The sequence below is a fragment of the Sphingomonas sp. genome, assembly GCA_019635535.1.
GTDB lineage: Bacteria > Pseudomonadota > Alphaproteobacteria > Sphingomonadales > Sphingomonadaceae > Allosphingosinicella.
The window spans coordinates 1189948-1211840 of record JAHBZH010000001.1 but is presented as its reverse complement, the minus strand read 5'-3'; the positions used below and the strand labels follow the sequence as shown (position 1 = coordinate 1211840).

General features: G+C 68.9%; 22 protein-coding genes. 9 read left to right on the top strand and 13 right to left on the bottom strand.

Features of this window, described 5'->3' with window-relative positions; genetic code table 11:
- The first annotated feature begins 74 nt into the window (after nt 1–74).
- The 3 genes from KF780_06220 to KF780_06210 all read left to right on the top strand — a co-directional run bounded on the left by KF780_06220 (nt 75) and on the right by KF780_06210 (nt 3272).
- Nucleotides 75–476 carry a GFA family protein gene (locus KF780_06220; protein MBX3561392.1) on the top strand — a complete coding sequence of 134 codons (402 nt, stop codon included), beginning with the start codon at nt 75–77 and terminating at the stop codon, nt 474–476.
- Nucleotides 477–631: 155 nt separating this feature from the next.
- On the top strand, nt 632–1150 hold the full coding sequence (locus KF780_06215) for a hypothetical protein (GenBank protein MBX3561391.1): 519 nt from the start codon (nt 632–634) through the stop codon (nt 1148–1150).
- Nucleotides 1151–1259: 109 nt separating this feature from the next.
- A complete protein-coding gene (locus KF780_06210) occupies nt 1260–3272 on the top strand; it encodes a TonB-dependent receptor (protein ID MBX3561390.1) in 2013 nt (670 codons plus the stop codon).
- Here KF780_06210 and KF780_06205 read toward each other — a convergent pair.
- A complete protein-coding gene (locus KF780_06205) occupies nt 3269–4078 on the bottom strand; it encodes an AAC(3) family N-acetyltransferase (GenBank protein MBX3561389.1) in 810 nt (269 codons plus the stop codon). The two genes, KF780_06210 and KF780_06205, sit on opposite strands and share 4 nt — an antisense overlap.
- A 124-nt stretch (nt 4079–4202) precedes the next feature.
- Nucleotides 4203–4448 (bottom strand): hypothetical protein, encoded by a 246-nt coding sequence (locus KF780_06200; GenBank protein MBX3561388.1) that lies wholly within the window; start codon nt 4446–4448, stop codon nt 4203–4205.
- Between the two features lie 239 nt (nt 4449–4687).
- Here KF780_06200 and KF780_06195 point away from each other — a divergent pair, with 239 nt between their 5' ends.
- On the top strand, nt 4688–6277 hold the full coding sequence (locus KF780_06195; GenBank protein ID MBX3561387.1) for an AbgT family transporter: 1590 nt from the start codon (nt 4688–4690) through the stop codon (nt 6275–6277).
- Here KF780_06195 and KF780_06190 read toward each other — a convergent pair.
- Nucleotides 6250–7092 (bottom strand): LD-carboxypeptidase, encoded by an 843-nt coding sequence (locus KF780_06190; GenBank protein MBX3561386.1) that lies wholly within the window; start codon nt 7090–7092, stop codon nt 6250–6252. The genes KF780_06195 and KF780_06190 overlap by 28 nt on opposite strands.
- Nucleotides 7093–7141: 49 nt before the next feature.
- On the opposite strand from KF780_06190, the gene KF780_06185 reads away from it, so the two are divergent.
- Nucleotides 7142–8524 carry a UDP-N-acetylmuramate--alanine ligase gene (locus KF780_06185; GenBank protein MBX3561385.1) on the top strand — a complete coding sequence of 461 codons (1383 nt, stop codon included), beginning with the start codon at nt 7142–7144 and terminating at the stop codon, nt 8522–8524.
- A 3-nt stretch (nt 8525–8527) separates the two neighbouring features.
- On the opposite strand, the gene KF780_06180 is transcribed toward KF780_06185, so the two are convergent.
- Both KF780_06180 and KF780_06175 read right to left on the bottom strand, forming a co-directional pair.
- Complete coding sequence (locus KF780_06180) at nt 8528–9130, bottom strand: hypothetical protein (GenBank protein ID MBX3561384.1); 603 nt, start codon at nt 9128–9130, stop codon at nt 8528–8530.
- A 95-nt stretch (nt 9131–9225) separates the two neighbouring features.
- On the bottom strand, nt 9226–9774 hold the full coding sequence (locus tag KF780_06175) for a hypothetical protein (protein MBX3561383.1): 549 nt from the start codon (nt 9772–9774) through the stop codon (nt 9226–9228).
- A 457-nt stretch (nt 9775–10231) separates the two neighbouring features.
- On the opposite strand from KF780_06175, the gene KF780_06170 reads away from it, so the two are divergent.
- From KF780_06170 to KF780_06160, 3 genes are all read left to right on the top strand, one after another.
- The gene (locus KF780_06170; GenBank protein MBX3561382.1) at nt 10232–11350 is read left to right on the top strand and encodes a histidine kinase; all 1119 of its coding nucleotides are present in this window, start codon (nt 10232–10234) and stop codon (nt 11348–11350) included.
- The gene (locus KF780_06165) at nt 11343–12086 is read left to right on the top strand and encodes a response regulator transcription factor (protein ID MBX3561381.1); all 744 of its coding nucleotides are present in this window, start codon (nt 11343–11345) and stop codon (nt 12084–12086) included. Before KF780_06170 ends, KF780_06165 begins: the two co-directional genes overlap by 8 nt.
- A gap of 539 nt (nt 12087–12625) precedes the next feature.
- Nucleotides 12626–13546, top strand: coding sequence for a cell wall hydrolase (locus tag KF780_06160; protein ID MBX3561380.1), 921 nt, complete (start codon nt 12626–12628; stop codon nt 13544–13546).
- Here KF780_06160 and KF780_06155 read toward each other — a convergent pair.
- The 7 genes from KF780_06155 to KF780_06125 all read right to left on the bottom strand — a co-directional run bounded on the left by KF780_06155 (nt 13543) and on the right by KF780_06125 (nt 20595).
- Nucleotides 13543–14616: an FAD-dependent monooxygenase gene (locus KF780_06155; protein MBX3561379.1), complete on the bottom strand. Its 1074-nt coding sequence runs from the start codon at nt 14614–14616 to the stop codon at nt 13543–13545. The genes KF780_06160 and KF780_06155 overlap by 4 nt on opposite strands.
- Nucleotides 14595–15290, bottom strand: coding sequence for a methyltransferase domain-containing protein (locus KF780_06150; protein MBX3561378.1), 696 nt, complete (start codon nt 15288–15290; stop codon nt 14595–14597). The genes KF780_06155 and KF780_06150 overlap by 22 nt, the downstream gene beginning before the upstream one ends.
- Nucleotides 15287–16363: a type III polyketide synthase gene (locus KF780_06145; GenBank protein ID MBX3561377.1), complete on the bottom strand. Its 1077-nt coding sequence runs from the start codon at nt 16361–16363 to the stop codon at nt 15287–15289. Before KF780_06145 ends, KF780_06150 begins: the two co-directional genes overlap by 4 nt.
- Before the next feature lie 69 nt (nt 16364–16432).
- Nucleotides 16433–17812 carry a M20/M25/M40 family metallo-hydrolase gene (locus KF780_06140; GenBank protein MBX3561376.1) on the bottom strand — a complete coding sequence of 460 codons (1380 nt, stop codon included), beginning with the start codon at nt 17810–17812 and terminating at the stop codon, nt 16433–16435.
- A gap of 132 nt (nt 17813–17944) precedes the next feature.
- Nucleotides 17945–19666, bottom strand: coding sequence for a hypothetical protein (locus KF780_06135; GenBank protein MBX3561375.1), 1722 nt, complete (start codon nt 19664–19666; stop codon nt 17945–17947).
- On the bottom strand, nt 19666–20037 hold the full coding sequence (locus tag KF780_06130) for a BlaI/MecI/CopY family transcriptional regulator (GenBank protein ID MBX3561374.1): 372 nt from the start codon (nt 20035–20037) through the stop codon (nt 19666–19668). The genes KF780_06135 and KF780_06130 overlap by 1 nt, the downstream gene beginning before the upstream one ends.
- 126 nt (nt 20038–20163) lie before the next feature.
- The gene (locus KF780_06125; GenBank protein ID MBX3561373.1) at nt 20164–20595 is read right to left on the bottom strand and encodes a DUF1801 domain-containing protein; all 432 of its coding nucleotides are present in this window, start codon (nt 20593–20595) and stop codon (nt 20164–20166) included.
- A 134-nt stretch (nt 20596–20729) separates the two neighbouring features.
- Between KF780_06125 and KF780_06120 the strand changes: the two genes are divergently transcribed.
- Complete coding sequence (locus KF780_06120) at nt 20730–21410, top strand: hypothetical protein (protein ID MBX3561372.1); 681 nt, start codon at nt 20730–20732, stop codon at nt 21408–21410.
- A 10-nt stretch (nt 21411–21420) separates the two neighbouring features.
- On the opposite strand, the gene KF780_06115 is transcribed toward KF780_06120, so the two are convergent.
- The gene (locus KF780_06115; GenBank protein MBX3561371.1) at nt 21421–21843 is read right to left on the bottom strand and encodes a hypothetical protein; all 423 of its coding nucleotides are present in this window, start codon (nt 21841–21843) and stop codon (nt 21421–21423) included.
- Nucleotides 21844–21893: the final 50 nt, after the last annotated feature.

The window sequence follows — 21893 nt, the reverse complement described above, 5'->3', positions numbered from 1 at the left end:
TACGTTCGGGGTTATTGAGTTCGCGATATGTTCCGCGCATGATGCGCGCCGGAACGACTCGCGGGAGAGACTCGATGCCCACCGGACACTGCCATTGCGGCGCCATTCGTTACGAAGTGACGGGCGATCCCGTCTACAAGGCGCTGTGCCATTGCGACGATTGCCGGCGCCATGCCGGCGCGCCCGTCGTGGGCTGGGCGGCCTTTCCGGGCAACGCGCTCACCGTCCAGTCCGGCACCGCGAAGGTCTATGCCTCGTCCGAAAATGGCCGGCGGCACTTCTGCCCCGACTGCGGCACGGGCCTGTTCTACTATAACGAGACCGTTCTGCCCGGACTTGTCGATATCCAGATCGCGACGCTCGACGATCCGGGCGCGATGGCGCCGGACATCCATGTCCAGGCCGCCGAACGGCTGGGCTGGATGGCGAAGGCGCACGAACTGCCCGCCTTCGATCGTTATCCGGCGCCGGAATGATCACGCATAAGACCTCGTAAAATTACTGGTTTTTTGGCGGTTTTCCGCGATTTTTCGCCGGTCGTCGCCATGGGTGAACGATTCGTCGCGCACCATGCAACCTGCCCCGCGGGCCGGTGCGTTACCCTTTTGAATTTCCACCATCGGAGGGTATAATGACGTTCAAGATCAAGATGTTGGCTGCCGCCGCCATGCTGTCGGCCCCGGGCCTCGTGTCCGCCCAGTCGCTCGACGCGACCGGGCAGGGCCAGGTTCAGACGCCGCCGGTTCCCCCGGTCGATCATCCGCTCACCTCGCCGGTGACCGACCCGGTGCAGGATGTGCAGGATACGGTTCGCGATACGATGCCTCCGGTTCCGGAAACGCCGCAACCGCAGATCCCCGACACGCAGACCGAGGTGCAGACTGATGTGCAGGCCGACGCGAGCGCCGAGCCCGGCACGGTGACGGCGGCCACCGCCGCCGACGTCCAGGCCGGTGCCGCGGTCCGCGATCAGACCGGCGCTCCCGTCGGGACGATCGAATCGGTCGAAGGCCAGGCCGCCGTGCTCAACACCGGTACGGTGCGGGCGGAGATACCGATCTCGAGCTTCGGCAAGGATTCGCAGGGCCTCGTCCTCGCGATGACCCGCGCCCAGCTCGAAGCGGCGGCCGGGGTGCGTACCCCCAGCTAAGCCCGACGCCCTTTCGGCGTTAAGATCAGGCCGCCCCGGCATTCCTCTCGCCGGGGCGGCCTTTTCCTTGTTAGAGAGCCGGGTGCCTCGCCAGCTGCTCCTCCTTTCGATGCTCCTCGCCGCGCCCGTCACCGCGCAGGACGAGATCGTTATCACCGGGGGCGGGCTGGACACGGCACGCGGCGAAGCGGCCTATGGCGGTGTGACGATCGGGCGCGACCGGCTCGCCAACGCCCCGTCGAACCGGCTCGAGGACGTGCTGCGAGACGTGCCGGGTTTTCAGCAATTCCGCCGTTCCGATGCCCGTTCGGCCAATCCGACCAGCCAGGGCGCGACCTTTCGCGCGCTCGGCGGCAACGCGTCGAGTCGGGCGCTCGTCATCCTCGACGGCGTGCCGCAGACCGATCCGTTCGGCGGCTGGATCGCCTGGCCGGCCTTCGATCCGCGCCGGCTGGGGCAAATCCGCGTCACGCGCGGCGGCGGCGGCGCGAACGGCCCCGGCGCGCTGGCCGGCACGATCGAGCTGGGCAGCGCCGGGCCGGACGAAGCGACGGACCCTGTCGCCAGCCTCGCTTATGGCAGCCGCAACGGCGTGGATGCCTTCACCGGTTATGGCGCGCGCCTCGGCGGCGGCTTCGCCCATGTCTCGGCCTCCTATGCGCGCGGCGACGGTTTCATCCCGGTGGTCGCCGAACAACGCGGCGCCGCCGATCGCACGGCACCCTATGAACAGGCCAGCCTGGCCTTGCGCGCTGCCTTTCCTGTCCATGAAGATGTCGAACTGCAAGCGAACATGTCCGCTTTCGCTGACGCCCGCGAGCGGGGCACCGCGTTCAGCGCTATCGAGAACAAGGGCGCGGACGCATCACTCCGCCTGGTCGGGCGCGGCGCCTTGCCCTTCTCGCTGCTCGGCTATGTCCAGCTCCGGCAGTTCGCCAACGATTTCGCGGCCGTCGGCGCGGGCCGCGCTGCGGCGAACCAGACGCTCGATCAATATAATGTCCCGGCCACCGGCCTCGGCGCCCGCGCTGAGCTGCGACCCCGCTTCGGGCCGGTGGGCTTGCGGCTCGGCACGGACTGGCGCGCGACCGAGGGCGAAACGCGCGAGCTCTTCCAGTTCGTCGCGAGCGCACCCACGCGCGGCCGAGTGGCGGGGGGGAACACTCGCACGCTCGGTGCCTATGGCGAGGTGGAGTGGGACAGCGACGCGCTGCTGCTCACCGCCGGCGGCCGGATCGATCATTGGCGGATCGCGGGTGGGCGCCTGGCCGAACGCAGCCTCGCCGACGGCACGGCGCTCACCGACACGGCCTTCCCCGACCGAGAGAGCTGGGAACCGACGGCCCGCGCCGGCGCGATCTGGCGGCTCGGCCCATCTTTCGCCCTGCGCGCCGCCGCCTATCGCGGCTGGCGGCTGCCGACGCTCAATGAGCTCTATCGCCCGTTCCGCGTTGGCGCGGACGCGACCGCCGCCAATGCCGCGCTCGCGCCGGAACGGCTGAACGGCGTCGAGGCGGGATTGGAGCTACGCCCGGCGGCCGGCGCGCGTATTGCGGTCACGGCCTTTGCCAACCGGCTCGAAGACGCGATTTCCAATGTCACTTTGGGGACAGGCCCCGGCACCTTCCCCGGCGTGGGTTTCGTTGCGGCCGGCGGCGCGTTTCGCCAACGGCGGAATGTCGATGCGATCGTCAGCCGGGGCGTGGAGCTGGACGCCAGCCTCGTGCTCGGCCGCTGGCAGCTCGCCGCCGGCTACAGCTTCGCCGACGCGACGGTCCGGGCCTCCGGCACAGCGGCGGCGCTGGACGGCCTGCGCCCGGCCCAGGCGCCGCGTCATTCGGCCAGCGCCTCGCTGGCCTGGGCCGGGCCCCGGGGCGAACGCGCGTCGCTCGCCCTGCGTTATGCCGGCAGCCAGTATGAGGACGATCTGAACCGCCAGCTTATTCCCGGCGCGCTGACCTTCGATGCCTTCGCCCTCCTGCCGCTCACCCAGCGCCTCGCGTTCGAGACGCGCGCCGAGAATCTGACCGACGCGCGCGTGGTCGCCGGCATTTCCGGGACCGGGATCGTCGAGCGCGCCAGCCCTCGCACGCTCTGGCTAGGGCTGCGCTGGACCGGTTAGGACCCTAGATTCTCCTCCATCCAACGCGCGCCGAAGGCGACATAATCGGCCGCGTCGAGCAGCTCGCTCTGCGCCTTGCCGACCCGCCCTTCGCGATGCCGCCCCAGCCGCAGATAAGCTTTCAGGATCAGCGCGAAATAATCCTCGCCCGGCCAGTCGACGATCCCTTCCGAATCGTCGAGGCAGTCGATCCAGCGATGCTCCGGTGCACCGTCCGCGCCGGCCAGCACATAGTCCCAGCGCGTCCGCTTCTTGTCGGGCAGATGGGCGAGATATTCGGCATAGTGGAGTGCCGTCACCGTATCCGGATTGGCGCCCAGCCGGAGCACCTTGCCGCCCCAATCGCACAGCTTTTGGAGCGGCGAACCCGACCCGTAATAATCGTGCCAGGGCTGATCGGCCATCAGCTCGGCGGCGCGGGCGCCGCGGGCGCCGAACCGGCCGCTGGGATTGTCGCTGACCAGCGTGCCGGGCCGGCGGCGGAACGACTCCGCCAGCCAGCCTACCTCGGGCAGCACCGGCGCATCGCGATGGTCGAAGGGCGGCGATCCGGCGAGCAAGGCGGCGCGCGCTTCGGGCGGATGATCGTAAACCCAGTCCATCGGATAATCGGTGCCGAGCACCATCGTCAGCGTACCATCCGGCCCGACCGCATCGTCGAGCGCGTCGAGCAGCACCTCCGCCCCGCCGGGCCCGAAATCGGCGCGGCCGAGACCGATCCGGCGCAGCGAGGCATGGACCATCACGAGGCTGCCGGCCTCGATCCCGAGCGCGACCAGATCGGCGCGCAGATCTTCTGTCGTCATGGCGAACTCCCCCGGGCTGCCGAGCAGCCCTTTCAGCTTCGGAAAAACGAAAACCGCCCGTCCCGGCGGGAAGCCGGGCGGGCGGTTCGCGGGCTCGGAAGCCGGCGGTTCGCCGGCCCCGGACCTAGCTGAGGTGGCGCGACAGGTGCTTGTTCATCTCGAACATGGACACGCGGTCCTTGCCGAAGATGGCGCGCAGCTTGTCGTCGGCGACGATCTCACGCTTGTTCTGCGGATTCTGCAGGTTGTTCTTCTTGATATGGTCCCAGATCTTGCTGACGACCTGGCTGCGCGGCAGCGCCGCCGAGCCGGTGATCGCTGCGAGCTCCTTGGACGGCGTGACCGGCCGCTGCAAACCACTTTGTGCCATTCTGTCCTCCCTGTGAAATACTGGCCTTCGATAGAGCGCAATTCCCCTCCCTTGGCAATGGGGCCGCGCCCCCATTTACCGCCTTTTCGCCCCCTGAAAGCGGCTTTTCCTGTGGATAGTCTGGTCCAGAGAGGCCATCGCCCCTCCCGGAGGGCATTTCCGGCAGATTCTCGCCAAGGGTTGATGCGCGGCGTTTCAGCGGCGATCATGACGCCAGAACAAGCACCGGGAGAGAGTGGATGAGCGATGCCGCGATGCGGAGCGAGAAGGGCATGCTGGCCTGGATCGAGCGAACCGGGAACAAGCTGCCCGATCCGGTCTTCCTCTTCTTCTACCTGATCGGCTTCCTCATCCTGTTCAGCGTCGCCGCGGCGATGGCCGGCTGGTCCGCCACGCATCCCACCGAGGTCGACCAGGCGACCGGCGCGGCGCGCGTCATCCAGGCGGAAAGCCTGCTGTCCGCCGCCAACATCCAGCGCCTGTGGGTCGACATGCCGGCCACCTTCACGCATTTCCACCCGCTGGGCTATGTCCTGCTCGTCATGCTCGGCGCGGGCGTCGCCGAGCGCTCCGGCCTGTTCGGCAGCGCGATGCGCGCCGGCGTCGCCAATGCCCCCAATTTCCTGCTCACCCCGATCGTCGCCTTCGTCGCGATGATGGGCAATCTCGCCGCCGACGCCGCCTATGTCGTGCTGATCCCGCTCGCCGGCGTCGTCTATGCCGCCGCCGGGCGCCATCCGATTGCCGGCATCGCCGCCGCCTTCGCCGGCGTCTCGGGCGGCTTCTCGGCGAACCTCCTGCCGGGCCAGCTCGACGCCCTCCTGTTCGGCATCACCCAGCAGGCGGCGCAGCTCATCGTGCCGGACTGGCAGACGAACATCGCCGGCAACTGGTATTTCATCGCCGCCATGCTGGTCCTGTTCATACCAGTCATCTGGTATCTGACCGACAAGGTGATCGAGCCCCGGCTCGGCCGCTACGTGCCGGAGGGCGAGGCCGCCAGGATCGCCGGCACCGCCGACACGGAGGAGGACGGCAGCCTCACCAACGCGCAGAAGAAGGGCCTGCGCTGGGCCGGCCTCGCCATGCTCGCCGTGGTCGGCCTGTGGCTGTTCTTCACGCTTGGCCCGGGCACGCCGCTGATCGACGAGACCGCCTCGCCCGAAGCGCAATTGAGCCCCTTCTACCGCTCGCTGGTCGCCGCTTTCTTCCTGCTCTTCCTCGCCGCCGGCTGGGCCTATGGCAAGGCGGCCGGCACGGTAAGCGATCACCGCGACGTGGTGAAGATGATGTCGGGCGCGATGGGCGACATGGCCTATTATCTCGTCTTGGTCTTCGCCGCCGCGCATTTCGTGGCGATGTTCAACTGGTCGAATCTGGGTCTCATCACCGCCGTCCACGGCGCCGATTCATTGCGGACGATGGACCTGCCGGTGCCGATCCTGCTGACGCTGATCGTGATGTTCACCGCCCTGCTCAACCTCTTCATCGGCTCGGCCAGCGCGAAATGGGCGCTGCTCGCGCCCATCCTGGTGCCGATGCTGATGCTGCTCGGAATCAGCCCGGAGATGACCACGGCCGCCTATCGCGTTGGCGACGGCGCGACCAACATCATCACGCCGCTGATGTTCTACTTCCCGCTGATCCTGATCTTCTGCCAGCGCTGGCAGGCTTCATTTGGCCTGGGCAGCCTCGCGGCGCTGATGGTGCCCTATTCGATCTGGATCCTGATCAGCGGCACTGCGCTGATGATCGGCTGGATCGTGCTGGACCTGCCGCTCGGACCGAGCGCGCCGATCTATTACACGCTGCCGGGGGCCGGCTCCTGAAGAACGCCGAAGGGCACGACGCGGTTCGCCGTGTCGTGCCCGATCTCGGCGCGGCCCAGAAAGGGGATGCCGGCGCGGCCACACCATAGCCGCGCGATGTCTTCCTCGTCCTCGCCGAAGGGCGGGTCGTTGTCCGGCACGTCGCTCACCCGGCCGAGCCGGATGCCCGCCACCTTGCGGATCGCCGCATTGCCGGTGAGGTGGAAGAACAATCGATCCACCCGGTACATCTGCTCGGCCACTTCCTCGAGCAACAGGACATGGCCCGACAGGTCCGGCTCCAGTTTCGTCCCCAGCAGCCCGCTCAGCACCACCATGTTGAACGCCGCGTGGCGCACTCCCTTTTCCAGCCCCGGCTCCAGCGCGGCGCCGTCGCGCGCGGTCAGCCAGGCCAGCGCCCGCCCGACCGCCGCGTCACCGCCCGGCCGCAGCCCGTCCTGTGCCATCGGCCCGTGCGCGACATGGGGAAAGCCGGCGCGGTAGAGGCCGGCGAGCAGATAGCCGGCATCGCTGTAGCCGAGCCAGGCCTTGTCCCGTGCCGCCGGCCCCATCGCCGCGATCGCCTCCTTCGCCACCCGGCACGCGCCATAGCCGCCCCGCGCGAACCACAATGCGTCGAAGCCCGGATCGTTCGCCACTTCGACCAGCGCCGCCAGCCGCGCTTGGTCCGTCCCGGCGAAATGATTGTGCGTCTCGAAGCATTGCGGATGGAAGACGATCTCCGCCTTCGGACATTCCGCCGCCGCGATCTCCCGCACGCGCGCGGCGGCGTCCTCGCTGAAGCGGGAGCTGGGCGCGACGACGGCGATGCGCATGGGGCTCTTCCCGTTTGAATTGGCTTCGGCTTCCCAATAGGGCGGTCGGATGACCGGGGCCAAATCCTATTTCTTCTGCGGCATCGGCGGGAGCGGCATGCTCCCGCTCGCCTTGATCGTGCAGGGCCGGGGCGCGACGGTCGCCGGCTCGGACCGCAACCTCGACCAGGGCCGGCTCGCGCCCAAGTTCGAGTTCCTGCGCGCGCGCGGCATCGCGCTTTTCCCGCAGGACGGCAGCGGCGTCACGAGCGCAACCCAGCTCCTCGTCACCTCCGCCGCGATCGAGGAAACGGTGCCGGACGTGGTGAAAGCGAAGGGGATCGGCGCAGCGCGCATGAACCGGCCGGAGCTGCTTGCCGAACTGTTCAATGCCGCCGCCACCGGCATCGCGGTCGGCGGCACGTCGGGCAAATCCACCGTTACCGGGATGGTCGGCTGGATCCTCCACGCCACCGGGCGCGACCCCACCGTGATGAACGGCGCGGTGATGAAGAATTTCGTCAGCGCCGACATTCCCTTCGCCAGCGCCCTGGTCGGCGCGGGCGAGGCCTTCGTCAGCGAAGTGGACGAAAGCGACGGCTCGATCGCGCTCTATCGCCCGCGCATCGCCGTGCTGGGCAACATCACGCTCGATCACAAGAGCCTGGACGAGCTGCGCGTCCTGTTCCGCGATTTCGCGCTGAAGGCGGAGCGGATCGTGCTCAATCTCGACGACGACGAAACCCGCCTGCTCGCGGCCGTGCTGCCGCCCGACAAGGTCGTCACCTATTCGCTCAGCGACGAAAGCGCCGACCTGTTCGGCACGGGCGTGGCGGAGGAGCCTTTCGCCGTCTCCTTCCGCATCGGCGAAGTGCCGGTCCGGCTCCAGGTGCCGGGCCGCCACAATGCCGAGAACGCGCTCGCCGCCCTCGCTGCCGCGCGCGCCGCCGGCGTGTCGCTCGCTGAGGCCGCCGAGGCGCTCTCCGGCTTCACCGGCCTGCGCCGCCGCTTCGAGAAGGTCGGCGAAGCGAACGGCGTCACCGTGATCGACGATTTCGGGCACAATCCCGACAAGATCGCCGCCACCTTGCGCACCCTCCACGCCTTTCCCGGCCGCCTGCTCCTCTTCTTCCAGCCGCACGGCTTCGGCCCCTTGCGGACGATGAAGGACGAGCTGATCGCCACCTTCGTCGAGGAGATGGCGGAGGGCGACGTGCTCATTATGCCCGATCCGGTCTATCATGGCGGCACCACCGACCGCAGCGTCGGCACCGCCGACATCGTCGACGGCATCGCCGCGCACGGCCGCTTCGCCGAGCATGTTTCGGAGCGCGCGCCGTGCGCCCAGCGCCTCACCGGCCTTGCCCGCCCGGGCGACCGGATCGTCGTCATGGGCGCGCGCGACGACACTCTGACCCAGTTCGCGGAAGATCTTCTCGCCCGCCTGGACTGAGCCTCAGAAGCGCGTCATGTCCTCGGGCGTGGCGCCCTCGATCTGCTCGCTGCGCGTGCCGGGCCGGTAGCCGAACCGACCCAGAGTGGCCGCGTCCGGTACCTCTTCATCCACATCGTGGCACAGGCGCATGTAGAGCCGGCCGGAACTCGTCTGGTATCCGGCCAGGTCGTAGAGATCGAGATAATGGGTGATGAGCCCGCCTTCGTCCTCGAACGCATAGGCCGGCCGTTCGATCGAGCAGAAGGCATAGTCCGATCGCGTGCCCGCCTCCCATTCGATCTGCGTCCCCTCGGCACGCTCGGGCAGGTTGCCGTCGAGGTGGACGGAGCTGCCCCGCTCGACGATCATCCGCCGCAATTCGCCCTGCGGCACCGTGACGGCGCGCGTCACCTCGCCGATCCGCATCCAGCTGCATTCGCCCTGCCGGCAGCCGGCGAGGATGGTCCGGCCGGCCAAAGCGGGCAAAGGCGGCTCTTCGGGCAATGCGAGATTCTTGCCCGGCGGCGCGCAGCAATCGAGCGGCTCTTCCTTCATGACCCACCAGGCCAGCGCACCCCCGGCGAGAGCGAGGATGGCGATGACGAGTAGGATGGGACGGCGCATGGCGACAAGCTAGCCAGCCCTTCCACGCCTTGCCAAATGAAAACGGCGGACCCGAAGGCCCGCCGTTGTGTTTCGTCGTCGGATCGTTCCCGGCTTCAGCCGGCGACCGTCATGTCCACCTTCTCGACCCAGTCGGGGTAGAAGACCGGCTCGCGCGACGACCAGCCCGGCGCGGTGGCGGCGGCCTCGCTGATCGACTGGAGCAGGCCGCGACGATGATCCGGGTGGAGGTGCGGCAGCGCGGCGGCGGCGCAGAAGGCGCCGGGCAGCCAGGGCCGGACGTTCGCGCCGATCAGCCGTTCGTAGAGGAAGCGATAGGAAGCGAAGCAGGGCAGGCGCTCCTGGCCGAGATCGAACGCGGTCATCGTGATCAGCGGCGCCATCAGCGGCTCCATCGCGTCGAGACCGCTGTCGTCCGGCACATTGGCGCGGATGAGGTCGAGCCGGCCATAGACCTTGGCCTGCGCCCGGATGCCGGCCGCCTCGCCCGGGTCGCGCGACCAGCGCTTGACCGCGTCGCGCCGGTCCAGCCCGACATCCAGCGAGCGGCGAATGTAACGCTGCGTGCCCTTGGTGAAGCCGGCGAACTCCTTCATCTCGGCCAGTGCCGCCGCTCCGCCTGCGGGCCGAGTCCTCGTACTCATATCCCACACTCCTTTTGCCCTTGGCTCCGGCTTTTACATCCGGTCGGCTTTCGAAGCCGTTAACCAATCCCTCGCTCCCCGTTCAGAATTGAATCACGGTTCGATTCCGGCGGCAACGCCAAAAGGCCGCGTTTCGTCGCAGGCCCGCGCGACTGTCGCAGATGCGCAACAGCGCCGTCTCGAAAAACGCGGGGTTCCGCGTTTCCTGCGCTTGTGCAACGATCCTGTTGCGCCGTCGCAATGGCTTCGCCCGCGCCCGCCATGCTATGGCCTTGCCGTGGGCGCCGATTCCGACAAGAACGACGCAGCCGCCGACGAGGGGGTGCCGGTCCTGGGCGAAGCCGACGCGCTCGGCTATCGCCGGGCCTTGCCCGGCTTTTCGACCAACCCGGCCGACTCTTCTGCGAACCGCGACGGGGACGAAGGCTTTTCCGATGCCGGCGCGGTAACAGGTAGCATGAGCGAATTTCCGTCCATTTCCGGCGGCGATCGGCGTTTCGCGGACATCGGCATCGCCCTGAAGTCGATCGTCGCCTTCTGGCTGCTCTATGTTTCCCTGATCACGGCGCGGGCGCTGGCACTCGCCTTTCCGCAATTCTGGGAGATGATGGCACGTCGCCTGCTCACGACCGCAATGGGTGCCGTCCTGACCTTCCTCATCTATCTCGCGCTTCGCTCGGTGCGCCACTCGGGGCTGGCGAAGAAGACGATCGTCGCCGGGATATTGTGCCTGCCCGCCTCGGCGCTGTTCGCGGCGTTCAATCACTACATCTTCTATGTCTATGCTCCGCTCGATGCGGCGCGGATGGACTGGTCGATGCAGGGGCTTTCCGCGATGGAGAAGCTGCTGCGCGCCGTCGCCGACAGCGCGCTCAGCTGGTATTTCATCTTCGCCGCCTGGTCGTCCTTCTATGTCGCGATGAGCTATGCCGGGCAGCTGCGCGCCGCAGACCGGCGGGCCGCCGCCCTCGCCCGCGAGGCGCAGGAGGCGCAGCTCCGGGCGCTGCGCTACCAGATCAATCCGCATTTCCTGTTCAATACGCTCAATTCGCTGTCCGCGCTCACGCTGTCGCGCAAGACCGACGTGGCCGAACGCATGCTGATGAACCTCTCCACCTTCTTCCGCGCCACCCTCTCCGCCGATCCCACCGCCGACGTGCCGCTGGAGGAGGAGATCAAGCTCCAGCGCCTCTATCTCGACATCGAGCAGATCCGCTTCCCCCAGCGTCTGGCGGTGGAGATCGACATCCCGGAGCCGCTGCTCGGCGCGCGCGTGCCGGTGCTGATCCTGCAGCCGATTGTCGAGAATGCGGTGAAATATGGCGTCGCGAAAAGCAGGAAGCCGGTGACGATCCGCATCTCTGCCTATGAGGAGGCGGGCCGGCTGCACCTCAAGGTCAAGGACGATGGCGAGGCGGCGCCGGAAGAGGGAGACGGCGGCACCGGCGTCGGCCTCAGGAACGTGTGCGACCGGCTCGATGCACGTTACGGCGGCCGCGCCGGTTGCCTTCACGGCGTCGATCCCGACGGCGGCTACACCGTTCATCTCTACATGCCGGTGGTGCGCGATGGCTGAACGGCCGCTGCGCGTCATGGTCGTCGACGATGAGCCGCTCGCCGTCGAGCGGCTGCAGCTGCTGCTCGCCGGGTTGCCCGGCGTCACCGTGGTCGGAGCCGCCAATGACGGCGAGGCGGCGCTGCGCATCGCCGAAGCCGTGGCGCCGGACGTGGTGCTGCTCGATATCGCCATGCCTGGCATGAACGGGATCGACGTCGCCCGCGCGCTGTCGCAATCTGCGGCCGGCACGCCGGTCGTGTTCATCACGGCTTTCGACAATTTCGCGGTCGCCGCCTTCGATGTCGCGGCGATCGACTATCTGATGAAGCCGGTCCAGCCCGATCGGCTCGCCCGCGCGCTCGATCGCGTGCGGACGCATCTCGAGGCCGAGCCCCGCGCCACGGCGCGCCCGGCCGCCACTTATGTCGATGAATTCTGGGTTCCGGACCATAGCGGGCTGGTGCGGATCGCGGCAGCGGATATCGCCCGCATCACCGCCGAGCGCGATTATATGCGGCTGCATGTCGGCACGCGATCCTGGCTCATCCACCGCACCATCGCCAAGCTGGAGCAGGAACTCGATCCGGCTGTATTCCTGCGCGTCCATCGCTCGGTGATCGTCCGGCGCGACACGGTCTCGGCGCTCTATCGCGACGATACCGGCCACTGGACGGCGCGCCTGTCCGACGGCGCCGAGCAGCGCATCGGGCGCTCCTATGTCGATGAGGTCAAGCGGTTCGCCGGACGGGGCTGACGCCATCGCGGCGATGGCAAGGGAGGCGACAGTGGGGTACCGCCGCCTCCCAGCCGGACCCGCGCCGCTGGTGGGCTCTGATAGCGACGCGGCTCACAACGTAACTCTGGCCGCCGAACGGGCGGGCACTGCCCCTTCCGAACACGCGATCGTCCTGGCTGTGAGAGAAGCCCCGATTGCCGCGATGAGGAAGAAAGCAAGGATCATGCGTATCATCGTCTCTCCGTTCGCGGGTCCAGCCAGTTCGTCTGGCAGGAGCGATCCGGCGAGCGGTGTTGGGGGGAATCCGATGCCGCACGGATCGCAGCTCCTCCCTGCCGCCGCAGCACCGCCGACGCGCGCACCTTTCGACCATGACGCGCATGCTTTCGTCGAAGGCGGATGCGGTTCGACGAAGCGCGCGCCGCGCTCGACCAAAAGCTTCAGGGATCGCGCGGCGCCTGTCCCTGATCGGGACGGCGCGAAATCAGCGCGCGCGCCCTTCCATCGTTCGGCGTATCGCGCCGAAAGGGAGCCGCCGCTCCGGGCGGAAGACAGGCATGGCATCGGGCGCATCTCGGTCGAAGTTGAGGCACGTCGCGGCGCGCGCGCCGGCGCTTGCCGCGCTCGCGCTCGCCAACGCCTCCTGCGTCCCCACCATGTCCACGCTCGCGCCGGCCGTCACCGCCGCCCCGGTCACGTCCGCCCGGGTCGGCAGCCGGCCGCCGGCGCCCCGCACCGCCACTGCCCCCGGCCCCGTCGCCGCCGCCTTCGCCATCGAAGGCCGTACTGGCCTGGATCGGCTGCGCGGCCAGGACTGCCTTGCCCAGGCGATCTATTACGAGGCGCGTTCGGAGAGCGAGGACGGCCAGCGCGCCGTCGCCCAGGTGGTGCTCAACCGGGTCCGCCATCCCGCCTGGCCGAACAGCATCTGCGGCGTCGTCTATCAGGGGCCGCTGCGCCCCGGTGGCGGCTGCCAGTTCACCTTCACCTGCGACGGTTCGCTGGAGCGACGGGCGGAAGGCATCGACTGGGCCCGCGCCCGCGCGCTCGCCGCCGAGGCGCTGGCCGGCCGCGTCTATGCGCCGGTCGGCCTTTCAACCCATTATCACACTTTTGCCGTCGCGCCGTCCTGGGGGCCGCGCCTGGCGCGCACTACGGTGATCGGCGCGCACATCTTCTACCGTCTGCCCGGCGCCGGCGGCCTGCCTGGCGCGTTCAACGCCGCCTATGCCGGGACCGAGCCACTGCCCAATCCCATCCGCATCTTCTTCGGCGTCCGCCCCGGCGCGCCAACTGAAGCGCCGGTGCCAGCCCGCGCCGCGCTGCCGGCGCCGTCCGCGCCCACCATCTCTTCGGACATCCCGCAGGATCCGCGCTGGGCGGCGACCAATCTGCCCGAATCCACGGTGCGCGAGGAATATCGCCAGTCCGGCCAGTGGCGCGCCGACGCGCCTGCCGCGATCACCGGCGCGCGTTAGCCGATCCGCGTCAGCCGCGCCGCAAGGCCGGCCAGTCCGCCGAACCGCGCCAATCTCATCATCGCCCCCCGCTCGACGCGATGCTCCGCCATGTGGCGCAGCGTTTCGGCGACCAGCACCGGCCGCGCCGCGCGCTTCGCGAACGCCTTCTGCCAGGCGCGCGCGCCCGTGCCGTCGCCGTGCAGGCAGGCCTGCGCCCCCGCCGCGCCGCTCGCCAGCGCCATGGCGATGCCGTCGCCGGCCAGGCTGGCGATCACTGCCGCCTGATCGCCGACACGATAGACGCCCGCTTCCGTCGCCTTCGCCCGCCAGCCATAAGGCACCCCTGCGATCGCCTCCCAGTCGCCCGGCAGCGCCCCGTCCAGCCGCTCAACCAGGGCCGGCGCCTCCTCGCGCAAGGTCGCCAGCCACGTATCGCGCCCCTCGCTTAGCCGCGCATGCGCCACCGACAGGCACAAATTGGCCCGCCCGTCCTCCTGCAGCAGCAGCCCGGCATAGCCGCCGTCATAAAGATGCAGCTCGATCGTCCCGGCCAGCGCCCGCACCAGGTCGGGCGACGGCTCGACCGCGGCGCGCAGCCCCGCCGACAGCTTGCGCCCCGCGACCGGCCGCGCGCAGCCGCGCAGCTCATGCTTGCCGGTGGCGACGAACAGGGCGTCGGCGTCCATCTCCGCGCCGTCGTCGAGCCGCACCCGTCGGTCCTCGACGGCCCGCGCCGTCCGCCCGCGCAGCACGGTCGCCCCCGCTTCCTCCGCCATGCGCAGCAAAGTCGCGTCCAGCCGCCGCCGCGACAGGCCCGCCGCCACGCCGGGCAGCGCGACCTCGACGGACCGTGTCCCGGCCATCAGCCGCAGCCGATGGATCGGCCTGGCGCCCAGCGCCATCGGATCGAGTCCCAGCCGCCGCAGATGCGCCAGCGCGTCCCAGCCGAGAAACCCGCCGCACACCACGTCCCGCTCGCCCGCCGCGCGATCGATCACCACCGGCATCGCGCCGGCCCGGGCGAGCCCGATCGCGGCCGCCGCTCCGGCCGGACCGCCGCCGACGATTAGCGCAGCCGTTCGACGCACAGCCGGAAGGGGAAGCGGCGCACGATCCGCGCCGCATCGGCGGGCACGCCCGCTTGCGCGAGGATGTCGCGCCATTCGGCGGGGCGGAAGGCGCGCGCGATCGAAAGCTGCCCGTCCTCGCGCACGATGCGATGCGCGCCGAGCAGTCGCGCCAGCAGCGGGAAGCCCAGATAAGCGAAACGGTGCCGGTGCAGGTCGTTGATCAGCCAGCCGCGCGTCCCCATCCGCTCCATGTAGCGGATGAAGGCGGTCAGCTCCTCGTCGGTCATGTGGTGCGCGACCAGGCTGGAGACGACGAAGTCGAACGGCGTCGGCTGCGCTTCATAATCCCCCGCGCGATATTCGATCGGCATGCCAATGGGTGTCGCGGCGCGTGCCACGCCGACGCTGGCCGCATTGAGATCGACGCCGACCAGGTCGACCGCAATCCCCCTGCGTCGCGCCCAGCGTGCGATCCGGCGCAGCATGTCGCCCTGGCCGAAGCCGACGTCGAGCAGCCGGAAGGCCGGCATGTCGCGCGCCGCGCGGGCAAGAAAGCCCAGTGTCGGCCGCCCGGCCAGCGTCCAGCGATTCACCCGGGCGAGATCGGCGAGCACCGCGGCATAGGTCGCATCGTCCAGCGCCGGATCGTCCATCTGCTCGTCGGTCCGGAGGCGCTGGGCGAGATCGATCATCGGGCGCGTTCGGCCCGCTCGAAGTGGAAGCCTTCGGCGGCGAGGCCGGGGCCGAAGGCGATGGCGACGCCTTTCTCCGCTCCCGGCCGTTCCAGCATCAGGCCGAGCACGAACATCAAGGTCGCCGACGACATGTTGCCGTAGCGCGCCAGCACCTCGCGCGAGACGTTGAGCGCGCCCTGCTCCAGCTCCAGCCCGCGCTCCACGGCGTCGAGGATCGAGCGCCCGCCGGCATGGACCGCCCAGGCGTCGATCTCGCCCTGCGCCCAGCCGTTGTGCAGCGTCGCTCGGGCATCGTCGTCGGTCAGCGCCCGCTGGATGCGGCCCGGCACCTCGCCGGACAGGGTCATCTCGAAGCCGGTGTCGCCGATCTTCCACTGGATCAGCTCCGCCGACTCCTCCAGCGCGAGCGAGAAGAGATGGCTCATCCGGAAACCTACCGGTTCGGTCGTCACCAGGGCCGCCGCCGCGCCGTCGCTGAACTGGAGCATGGCGAGCAGTGGCTCGAGTTGCTGCGTTTCCTGCAGATGCAGGGTGCACAGCTCGACCGTCACGACCAGCACCCGCGCTTCCGGCGCCGAACGAACGATATGATAGGCCGTCCGCAACGCAGAGACGGCCGCGTAGCAGCCCATGAACCCCACCAGGGTCCGCTCGACATGATCGAGCCCGAGCGCGCGGGCGATGATCTGGTCGATGCCCGGCGCGACGAAACCGGTGCAGCTCGCCACGACCAGATGGGTGACGCCGTCCAGCGGCGTCTTCTCCTTCAGCGCATCGATCGCGCGCAGGGCGAGCTTCGGCGCCTCCTCGGCATAGCAGGTCATGCGCGTCGAGGTCGCCGGCATCGCGCCGTGATAGAAGCCGCCGGGCGCGTCATGCGGCCGGCCGCCGGGCGGCGGCAGGACCGACCAGCGATGTTCGATGCCGGAACGCTCGGCCATCCGGCCGAACAGTTTGCCGATGCGCTCATCCTCGATCCGGCGCGCCGCCCAGTCGATGAAGAGCTGATGGACGTCATGGTCCGGGACCGTCCCGGCCATGGCGTTGATATAGGCCTCACTGTCCCGCATCTGGCGGCCCTTTCGGCTTCGCGAGCCCCTGCGCTCCAACGGCTACACCGCAACAAGGCTCCCGCGCAATCAGCGTCCGCCAAGCTCCAGCGCGAGATCGTGGATATGCTCGATCGCCTCGTAGAAGGCGGCGACCGGAATCCGTTCGTCGAGGCCGTGGAAGCGCATGTCCTCCGGCTTCATGAAGATGCCGGACGTGGCGAAGGTCGGGATGCCGGCGGCGCGATAGACCAGTCCGTCCGTACCGCCCGATTCCAGATAGGGCGTGATCGCGACGCCGGGATGGCGGCGGTGGATGGAGCGGGTGATCGCGGCGGTGACGTCGTCGCGCATTTCGGACACCGGGCTCGCCTGCGGATTGCCAATCGTCTCGATCCGGATCGCGGGATTGCCGATCGCCTCGGCCAGCGCGGCGCGCACCGCCTCGACCTCGATGCCCGGGAATATCCGGCAATTGACCATCGCCGAGGCGCGCTGCGGCAGCGCATTCTCGGCATGGCCGGCGTCCAGCATGGTCGCCACGCAGGTCGTGCGCGTCGTGCCGACATATTCGGGCGATGCGCGCAGCATCTCGGCGGCCTCGGCGTCGTCCGGATCGGCGGCGAAGCGGCGCAGTGCCTCGCCCTCCGCCCCTTCGGCACTGCGGCCGATTGTGCCCAGATAGGCACGGGTCAGGTCGTTCGCCATCACCGGGAAGCGATAGGCCTCGATCCACAGCAAGGCGCGGGTCAGATCGTAAATCGCATTGTCGTCGCGCGGCCGGCTGGAATGGCCGCCGGGATTGGTGGCGGTCAGGCGGAAGGTCGCATAGGTCTTCTCCGCGCCCTGGATCAGATAGACCATCGCCCGCCCGTCCGGCGCGAGCAGCCCGCCGCCGGCATCGGCGTTGATCGCATATTCGGCGCCCCGCACCCATTCGTGCGCGGCGACCAGCCGGGTCGTTTCCATCCCGGTCTCCTCGTCGCCGATGAAGGCGAAGACGAGCGTGCGGCGTGGCCGGTGCCCGGCGGCGCGCATCCTGAGAATGGTCGACACCAGCGATGCGATGCCGGCCTTGTTGTCGCCGGTGCCGCGTCCGAAGAAATAGCCACCTTCCTCGATCAGCGTGAACGGATCGCGCTCCCAGTCCTCGGGCCGGGCGTCGACCACGTCCATATGGCCGGAAAAGAGCAGGGGCCGGGCCGCGGCGTCACGACCGGGCACGCGCACGAGCAGGCCCACCGTCTCCTCATGCGGCAGAACCGCGATGTCGGCTTCCGGCACGCCGGCGGCGCGCAGGGTCTGGACGATATAGCCCGCCATGGCCGGCACCTGGTCGTGGCCGGCGGCGCTGCGGAACGAGATCAGCCGTTCGTAGATCGCGCGCGCCTCGCGCTGGTGCGGCGCATCCTGCGCCATGGCCGGCGCCGCCAGCATCGCCACCGCCAGCCAGGTCCAAAATCGCCGCATCGCCGAATCCTCCCGTTTTCGGAGCCTTGTGACAGGCGCCCGGCGAAAGGCAAAGCGGCACGAAAAAGAATGGCGGACGCCTTGGGGAGCGCCCGCCATTCCTCCTGGGTCCCTCGCGGGATGGAAGGAGGCTCAGTGCCGGCCGGCGCGCATCCGTTCGCCGGCCTCGCGGAGCTCGCGCGCGCCTTCGCGCATGTCGCGGGCGCCGTCGCGCATCTCCTCGCCGGCCCGGATCAGCTCCTCGTGGGTCACGGTCTCGCCGCGCCGCCGGGCCTCGGCGATCTTCTCCTCGCGATAGGCGCGGTCGGTGCGCAACCGTTCGCCGGTGCGCTCCATCCGGTCGGCGCCCTGCTCCATCTGGCGGGCGCCCTGCTCCATGCCGGCGGCGCCATGGACCATCGAGACCCTTATCGCCTGGCGCGATTCGGCCATCGCCCGCCGCGCCTCGCGCATCGCGGTTTCGAGCTCGACCCGCTGCACCCGGCGCGCGCTTGACATCGCCTCGCGCGCCCGGCGCATCCGCTCGTCGATCTCCGCCTGGCTGCGGCCGGCGCGGCGCATGTCCGCCTCGGCGCGGCGCAGCGCGTCTTCGATCTGCGCGGGATCGATCGCGATGGCGACGTTCGCGGACGCCAGCGCCACCGGGATCGCCGGCAACGCCGCCGCCAGCGCATCGCGCACGATCGGCGCGACATCGGGAATCGGCGGGATCGGCGCGATGGCGGGGATCGGCGGAATACGGACATGGATCATGCGGACTTCTTCCGGCGCATCGGGGGCTTCGGCGGGTGCGGCCGCCGGAGCGCGCGGCGCGGCGGGCGCCCGCGGCGCTTCCGGTGTGCGCGGCGCGGGTGGAGCTTCGGGCGCTTGCTGCGCGGCGGCGACCAGCTTCGCGGCCGCCACCGGAGCGGCGATGCCCAGGCACAGGATCATCGCGATGCCGGTCCAAACGGATCCCGCCGGCCGCTCGCGCGCGCGGCGATCGAGGATCGCGCGAACCCGGCGGCCGAGCGCGCTGCCCTTGGGTGCGATGCTGTTCGCCGGCACCATCGTGTTGAACCGCGCCCACGACAGCAGCGTCTCGGCATAACGGGCCGGATCGATCCGCTCGGCGGCCTCCAGATCGGCGGCCTCCTCGGCCTGCTGGACGATCTCGCGCTCCAGCAGCCAGACCAGCGGATTGAACCAGAACAGGGCCTTGGCGGCGCGCGCCAGCATCAGCACCGGCCAGTCGCCGCGCGCGATATGCGCGACCTCATGGGCCAGGATCGCCTCGGCATCCTCGGGCTCGTCCAGCGTGTCGGCATCGATCAGGATCACCGGTCGGCGCCAGCCCCAGCTCAACGGCGAACGCACTTCGTCGGCGACCATCAGCCGGATCGATTCCGGATCGCCCGCCTGCCAGCGCACCCGGTCGAATGCCGCCAGCCATTCCGGGCAGCTCACGTCGCGGGCGTTGCGCGTCCAGCGCCCCAGCGTCCACAGCCCGGCGGCGAGCCGCGCACCGATCGCCACCAGCCCGCCCAGATAGGCGAGCAGGATGAGCGGTGTCGGATCGTCCCAGATGGTCGGTGCGGCCGCGGGCGACAGCTCGCCGGCGAGGGCGGCGAGCTGCCATTCGGTCAGTTGCGTGGCGGTAAGAGCCGGCGCTTCCGGCGCGGCGAAGGCGACGATCTCGAGCGCCGGCAGGAACAGCACGATCAGCGGCAAGGCCAGCAGCATCGCGACGCCGAGCTTCAGCACCATCGCCCGGTCGGCGGCGGCGCGCGAGCGCAGCATCATCGCCAGCATCAGGGCCGCGCCCGCGATCAGGGCGGATTTCCACGCCATCTCGGCAAAGAAGGACATCTCCATCACTCCCGCTCCCTCGCTTCGTCGATCGCCCGCTGCAGCGCTTCGGCCTCTTCCGGCGACAGGCTCCTGGTCAGCCCGAGCAGCGCCGTCGCGGCGCTCGCCGCCGAACCGTCGAAGAAGGTCTTCACCATCGATTTGAGCGCCGATTCGCGGACCTTGCCGGCCTGCGGAACGCTCTTGTAGACATAAGTGAGACCCTCAGTCCGGTGCTTGACCACCCCGCGCGCCTCGAGCCGGGTGAGCAAGGTGCGCACCGCCGAATAGCTCGGCGCGTCCGCCATCGCCGCGCGGATGTCGGCGGCCGTGCCTTCGCCCAGCCCCAGAAGGATATTGAAAATCTCGCGCTCGCGGCGCGGCAGCGAATCGATCATGAAAGCCAAGCCCTTTTCCTGCTACCTTTGTAGCATGTCACATTTGTAGCAGGATGCAAGCGCTTTTCGTCGCGCTTTCCGGTCGTTTCGGCTCCGCAAGATGAAGCGCGGCTGAACCGGACGCGCTCAAGCGCCTTCCGGATAGGTCTCGCGCATGTAGGCCAGCGCCTCGACGATCAGTTCCTCGAGCACCGCCTCGTCCACGTCGTCCAGCCGCTTGATGTAGAGGCAGGATTTGCCGATCTTGTACTTGCCGAGCCTGTCCATCAGCGCCTGGTGCCGGGGGAACCCGCCGATCAGGTAGAGCACCATCTCCCTGGCGCGCGGCGAGAAGCCGATCCGGCCCGCATGACCCTCCCGGCCGCTGTCATATTTGTAGCGATAATGGCCGAAGCCGACGATGCCGTAGGTCCACAGCACCGCCGGCTCGCCCGACAGGCGCTCCATCAGCGCGCGGATCGCCTTCGCGTCCTCGCGCCGTCGCGGATCGGGCACGGCGTCCAGAAAAGCGTCCACGCTCTCCTGCGTCGGCTGCAGCTTGTTCTCGGCTTTGGCCAAATCCGCCTCCTCGACAGCGCTATATTCTCCTCGGCGAACCCGCTGGCAAGCAAAAGCGGAAAGCCGCCAATCTCGGCTTCTTTTCAATCGCGTTTCAGATTATTCAACACTTGATCAAGTGACTGGATAGCGCGATGACCCACCACCCGCTGCCGGAAGAATTGAACTCCAACGAAAAACTGGCGGATCGCTGGAAGCGTTTCGGAGAGATACTTGATGAACTCGATTCAGGTCTCACGGCCATCGCGGGAAAGACCTTTGAAATCTGGGGATCGGGGGGCGGAAACTGGATTGGCGAAGTCAGCGCGAAGGATTTCGTTCATAAGGTCAGGAACATAAGCTGGTCCCTGACATCGGGCACATATGCCAATGGCGGCGTCGGGCAGGTCGCGAGCAGCTGGGGCGACAAGGACCGCAAGACCTGGCTTTCCGCGAAGCAGGAAATCAACGCCGACAGCTTCCTCGTCTATGCGTCCCACCCGCACGATCAGGGGCTCTATTATCTCGCCGCGCACGAAACCGGGCATGTCAGCGATCTGGGGCTGGCGACGGGTGAGAAGTGCGCAAAGGAGTATCGCGAGCGGACCGCCGACGACAAATTCACGCATTATCCCGCCAGTGCGGAATGGGCATATAACGAAGCGGTGGCGAACATCATCGCGAAGCGCGTTTGCGGCAGCCTGGGCTATCCGGTCCTGCCCAATCCGGTGGCCGGCTATTCGATTTCGATGATGCCGAAATGGCTGCACGGCTATTGGCATGCCAAGCGGACGACGGGCTGCTGCGGCGGATGGTCCGACGATCACATCTACTGAATCGCCGCCCTCATTGCCGCCGGAACTGCCAGCTCATCGCGTTGGATCCGTCGATCGCCGAGATCGTCGCGGTCATCGTTTCGCCTTCGCGGCGATAGCGGATGCGCTGCGGGAAATCGTGGGCGGGATTCTCGAACACCGCCTCGTTCGGCCCGTGCGACGCCAGCCGGAACGCGACCGGCGGGCGCCCGCCCGGCGAGGCCCAATAGACCGGCACCCCGTCCGCGCCCGCCTGCAGGCGAATGAACTCGAACTCGCGCACCGCTTCGGCGCGGCCGGAGCGGCTGACGCCGAGCATCATCCCGCCACGCGGCGCCGTCCAGCTCTCCTCGGTCCAGCGCCCGTCCGCCTCGCGCGTCCAGTGCCCGGCCATCCAGCCGAGATCGTCCACCGTCGCCGGCGCCTGCAACGCCAGCATCGCCGCCAGAAGCATGTCCATCGCGAGTCTCCCTCTCGCGGTCATGCCGCATCGCGGCGACAGGC

What these genes read in the sequence shown, in the direction of transcription:
- KF780_06170 (MBX3561382.1), top strand. Translation starts at nt 10,232, where the DNA reads ATGAGCGAATTTCCGTCCATTTCCGGCGGCGATCGGCGTTTCGCGGAC.
- KF780_06150 (MBX3561378.1), bottom strand. Translation starts at nt 15,290, where the DNA reads ATGATCGATCTCGCCCAGCGCCTCCGGACCGACGAGCAGATGGACGAT.
- KF780_06130 (MBX3561374.1), bottom strand. Translation starts at nt 20,037, where the DNA reads ATGATCGATTCGCTGCCGCGCCGCGAGCGCGAGATTTTCAATATCCTT.
- KF780_06160 (MBX3561380.1), top strand. Translation starts at nt 12,626, where the DNA reads ATGGCATCGGGCGCATCTCGGTCGAAGTTGAGGCACGTCGCGGCGCGC.
- KF780_06140 (MBX3561376.1), bottom strand. Translation starts at nt 17,812, where the DNA reads ATGCGGCGATTTTGGACCTGGCTGGCGGTGGCGATGCTGGCGGCGCCG.
- KF780_06120 (MBX3561372.1), top strand. Translation starts at nt 20,730, where the DNA reads ATGACCCACCACCCGCTGCCGGAAGAATTGAACTCCAACGAAAAACTG.
- KF780_06215 (MBX3561391.1), top strand. Translation starts at nt 632, where the DNA reads ATGACGTTCAAGATCAAGATGTTGGCTGCCGCCGCCATGCTGTCGGCC.
- KF780_06205 (MBX3561389.1), bottom strand. Translation starts at nt 4,078, where the DNA reads ATGACGACAGAAGATCTGCGCGCCGATCTGGTCGCGCTCGGGATCGAG.
- KF780_06145 (MBX3561377.1), bottom strand. Translation starts at nt 16,363, where the DNA reads ATGCGGGACAGTGAGGCCTATATCAACGCCATGGCCGGGACGGTCCCG.
- KF780_06200 (MBX3561388.1), bottom strand. Translation starts at nt 4,448, where the DNA reads ATGGCACAAAGTGGTTTGCAGCGGCCGGTCACGCCGTCCAAGGAGCTC.
- KF780_06180 (MBX3561384.1), bottom strand. Translation starts at nt 9,130, where the DNA reads ATGCGCCGTCCCATCCTACTCGTCATCGCCATCCTCGCTCTCGCCGGG.
- KF780_06210 (MBX3561390.1), top strand. Translation starts at nt 1,260, where the DNA reads ATGCTCCTCGCCGCGCCCGTCACCGCGCAGGACGAGATCGTTATCACC.
- KF780_06115 (MBX3561371.1), bottom strand. Translation starts at nt 21,843, where the DNA reads ATGCTTCTGGCGGCGATGCTGGCGTTGCAGGCGCCGGCGACGGTGGAC.
- KF780_06175 (MBX3561383.1), bottom strand. Translation starts at nt 9,774, where the DNA reads ATGAGTACGAGGACTCGGCCCGCAGGCGGAGCGGCGGCACTGGCCGAG.
- KF780_06135 (MBX3561375.1), bottom strand. Translation starts at nt 19,666, where the DNA reads ATGGAGATGTCCTTCTTTGCCGAGATGGCGTGGAAATCCGCCCTGATC.
- KF780_06165 (MBX3561381.1), top strand. Translation starts at nt 11,343, where the DNA reads ATGGCTGAACGGCCGCTGCGCGTCATGGTCGTCGACGATGAGCCGCTC.
- KF780_06190 (MBX3561386.1), bottom strand. Translation starts at nt 7,092, where the DNA reads ATGCGCATCGCCGTCGTCGCGCCCAGCTCCCGCTTCAGCGAGGACGCC.
- KF780_06195 (MBX3561387.1), top strand. Translation starts at nt 4,688, where the DNA reads ATGAGCGATGCCGCGATGCGGAGCGAGAAGGGCATGCTGGCCTGGATC.
- KF780_06185 (MBX3561385.1), top strand. Translation starts at nt 7,142, where the DNA reads ATGACCGGGGCCAAATCCTATTTCTTCTGCGGCATCGGCGGGAGCGGC.
- KF780_06220 (MBX3561392.1), top strand. Translation starts at nt 75, where the DNA reads ATGCCCACCGGACACTGCCATTGCGGCGCCATTCGTTACGAAGTGACG.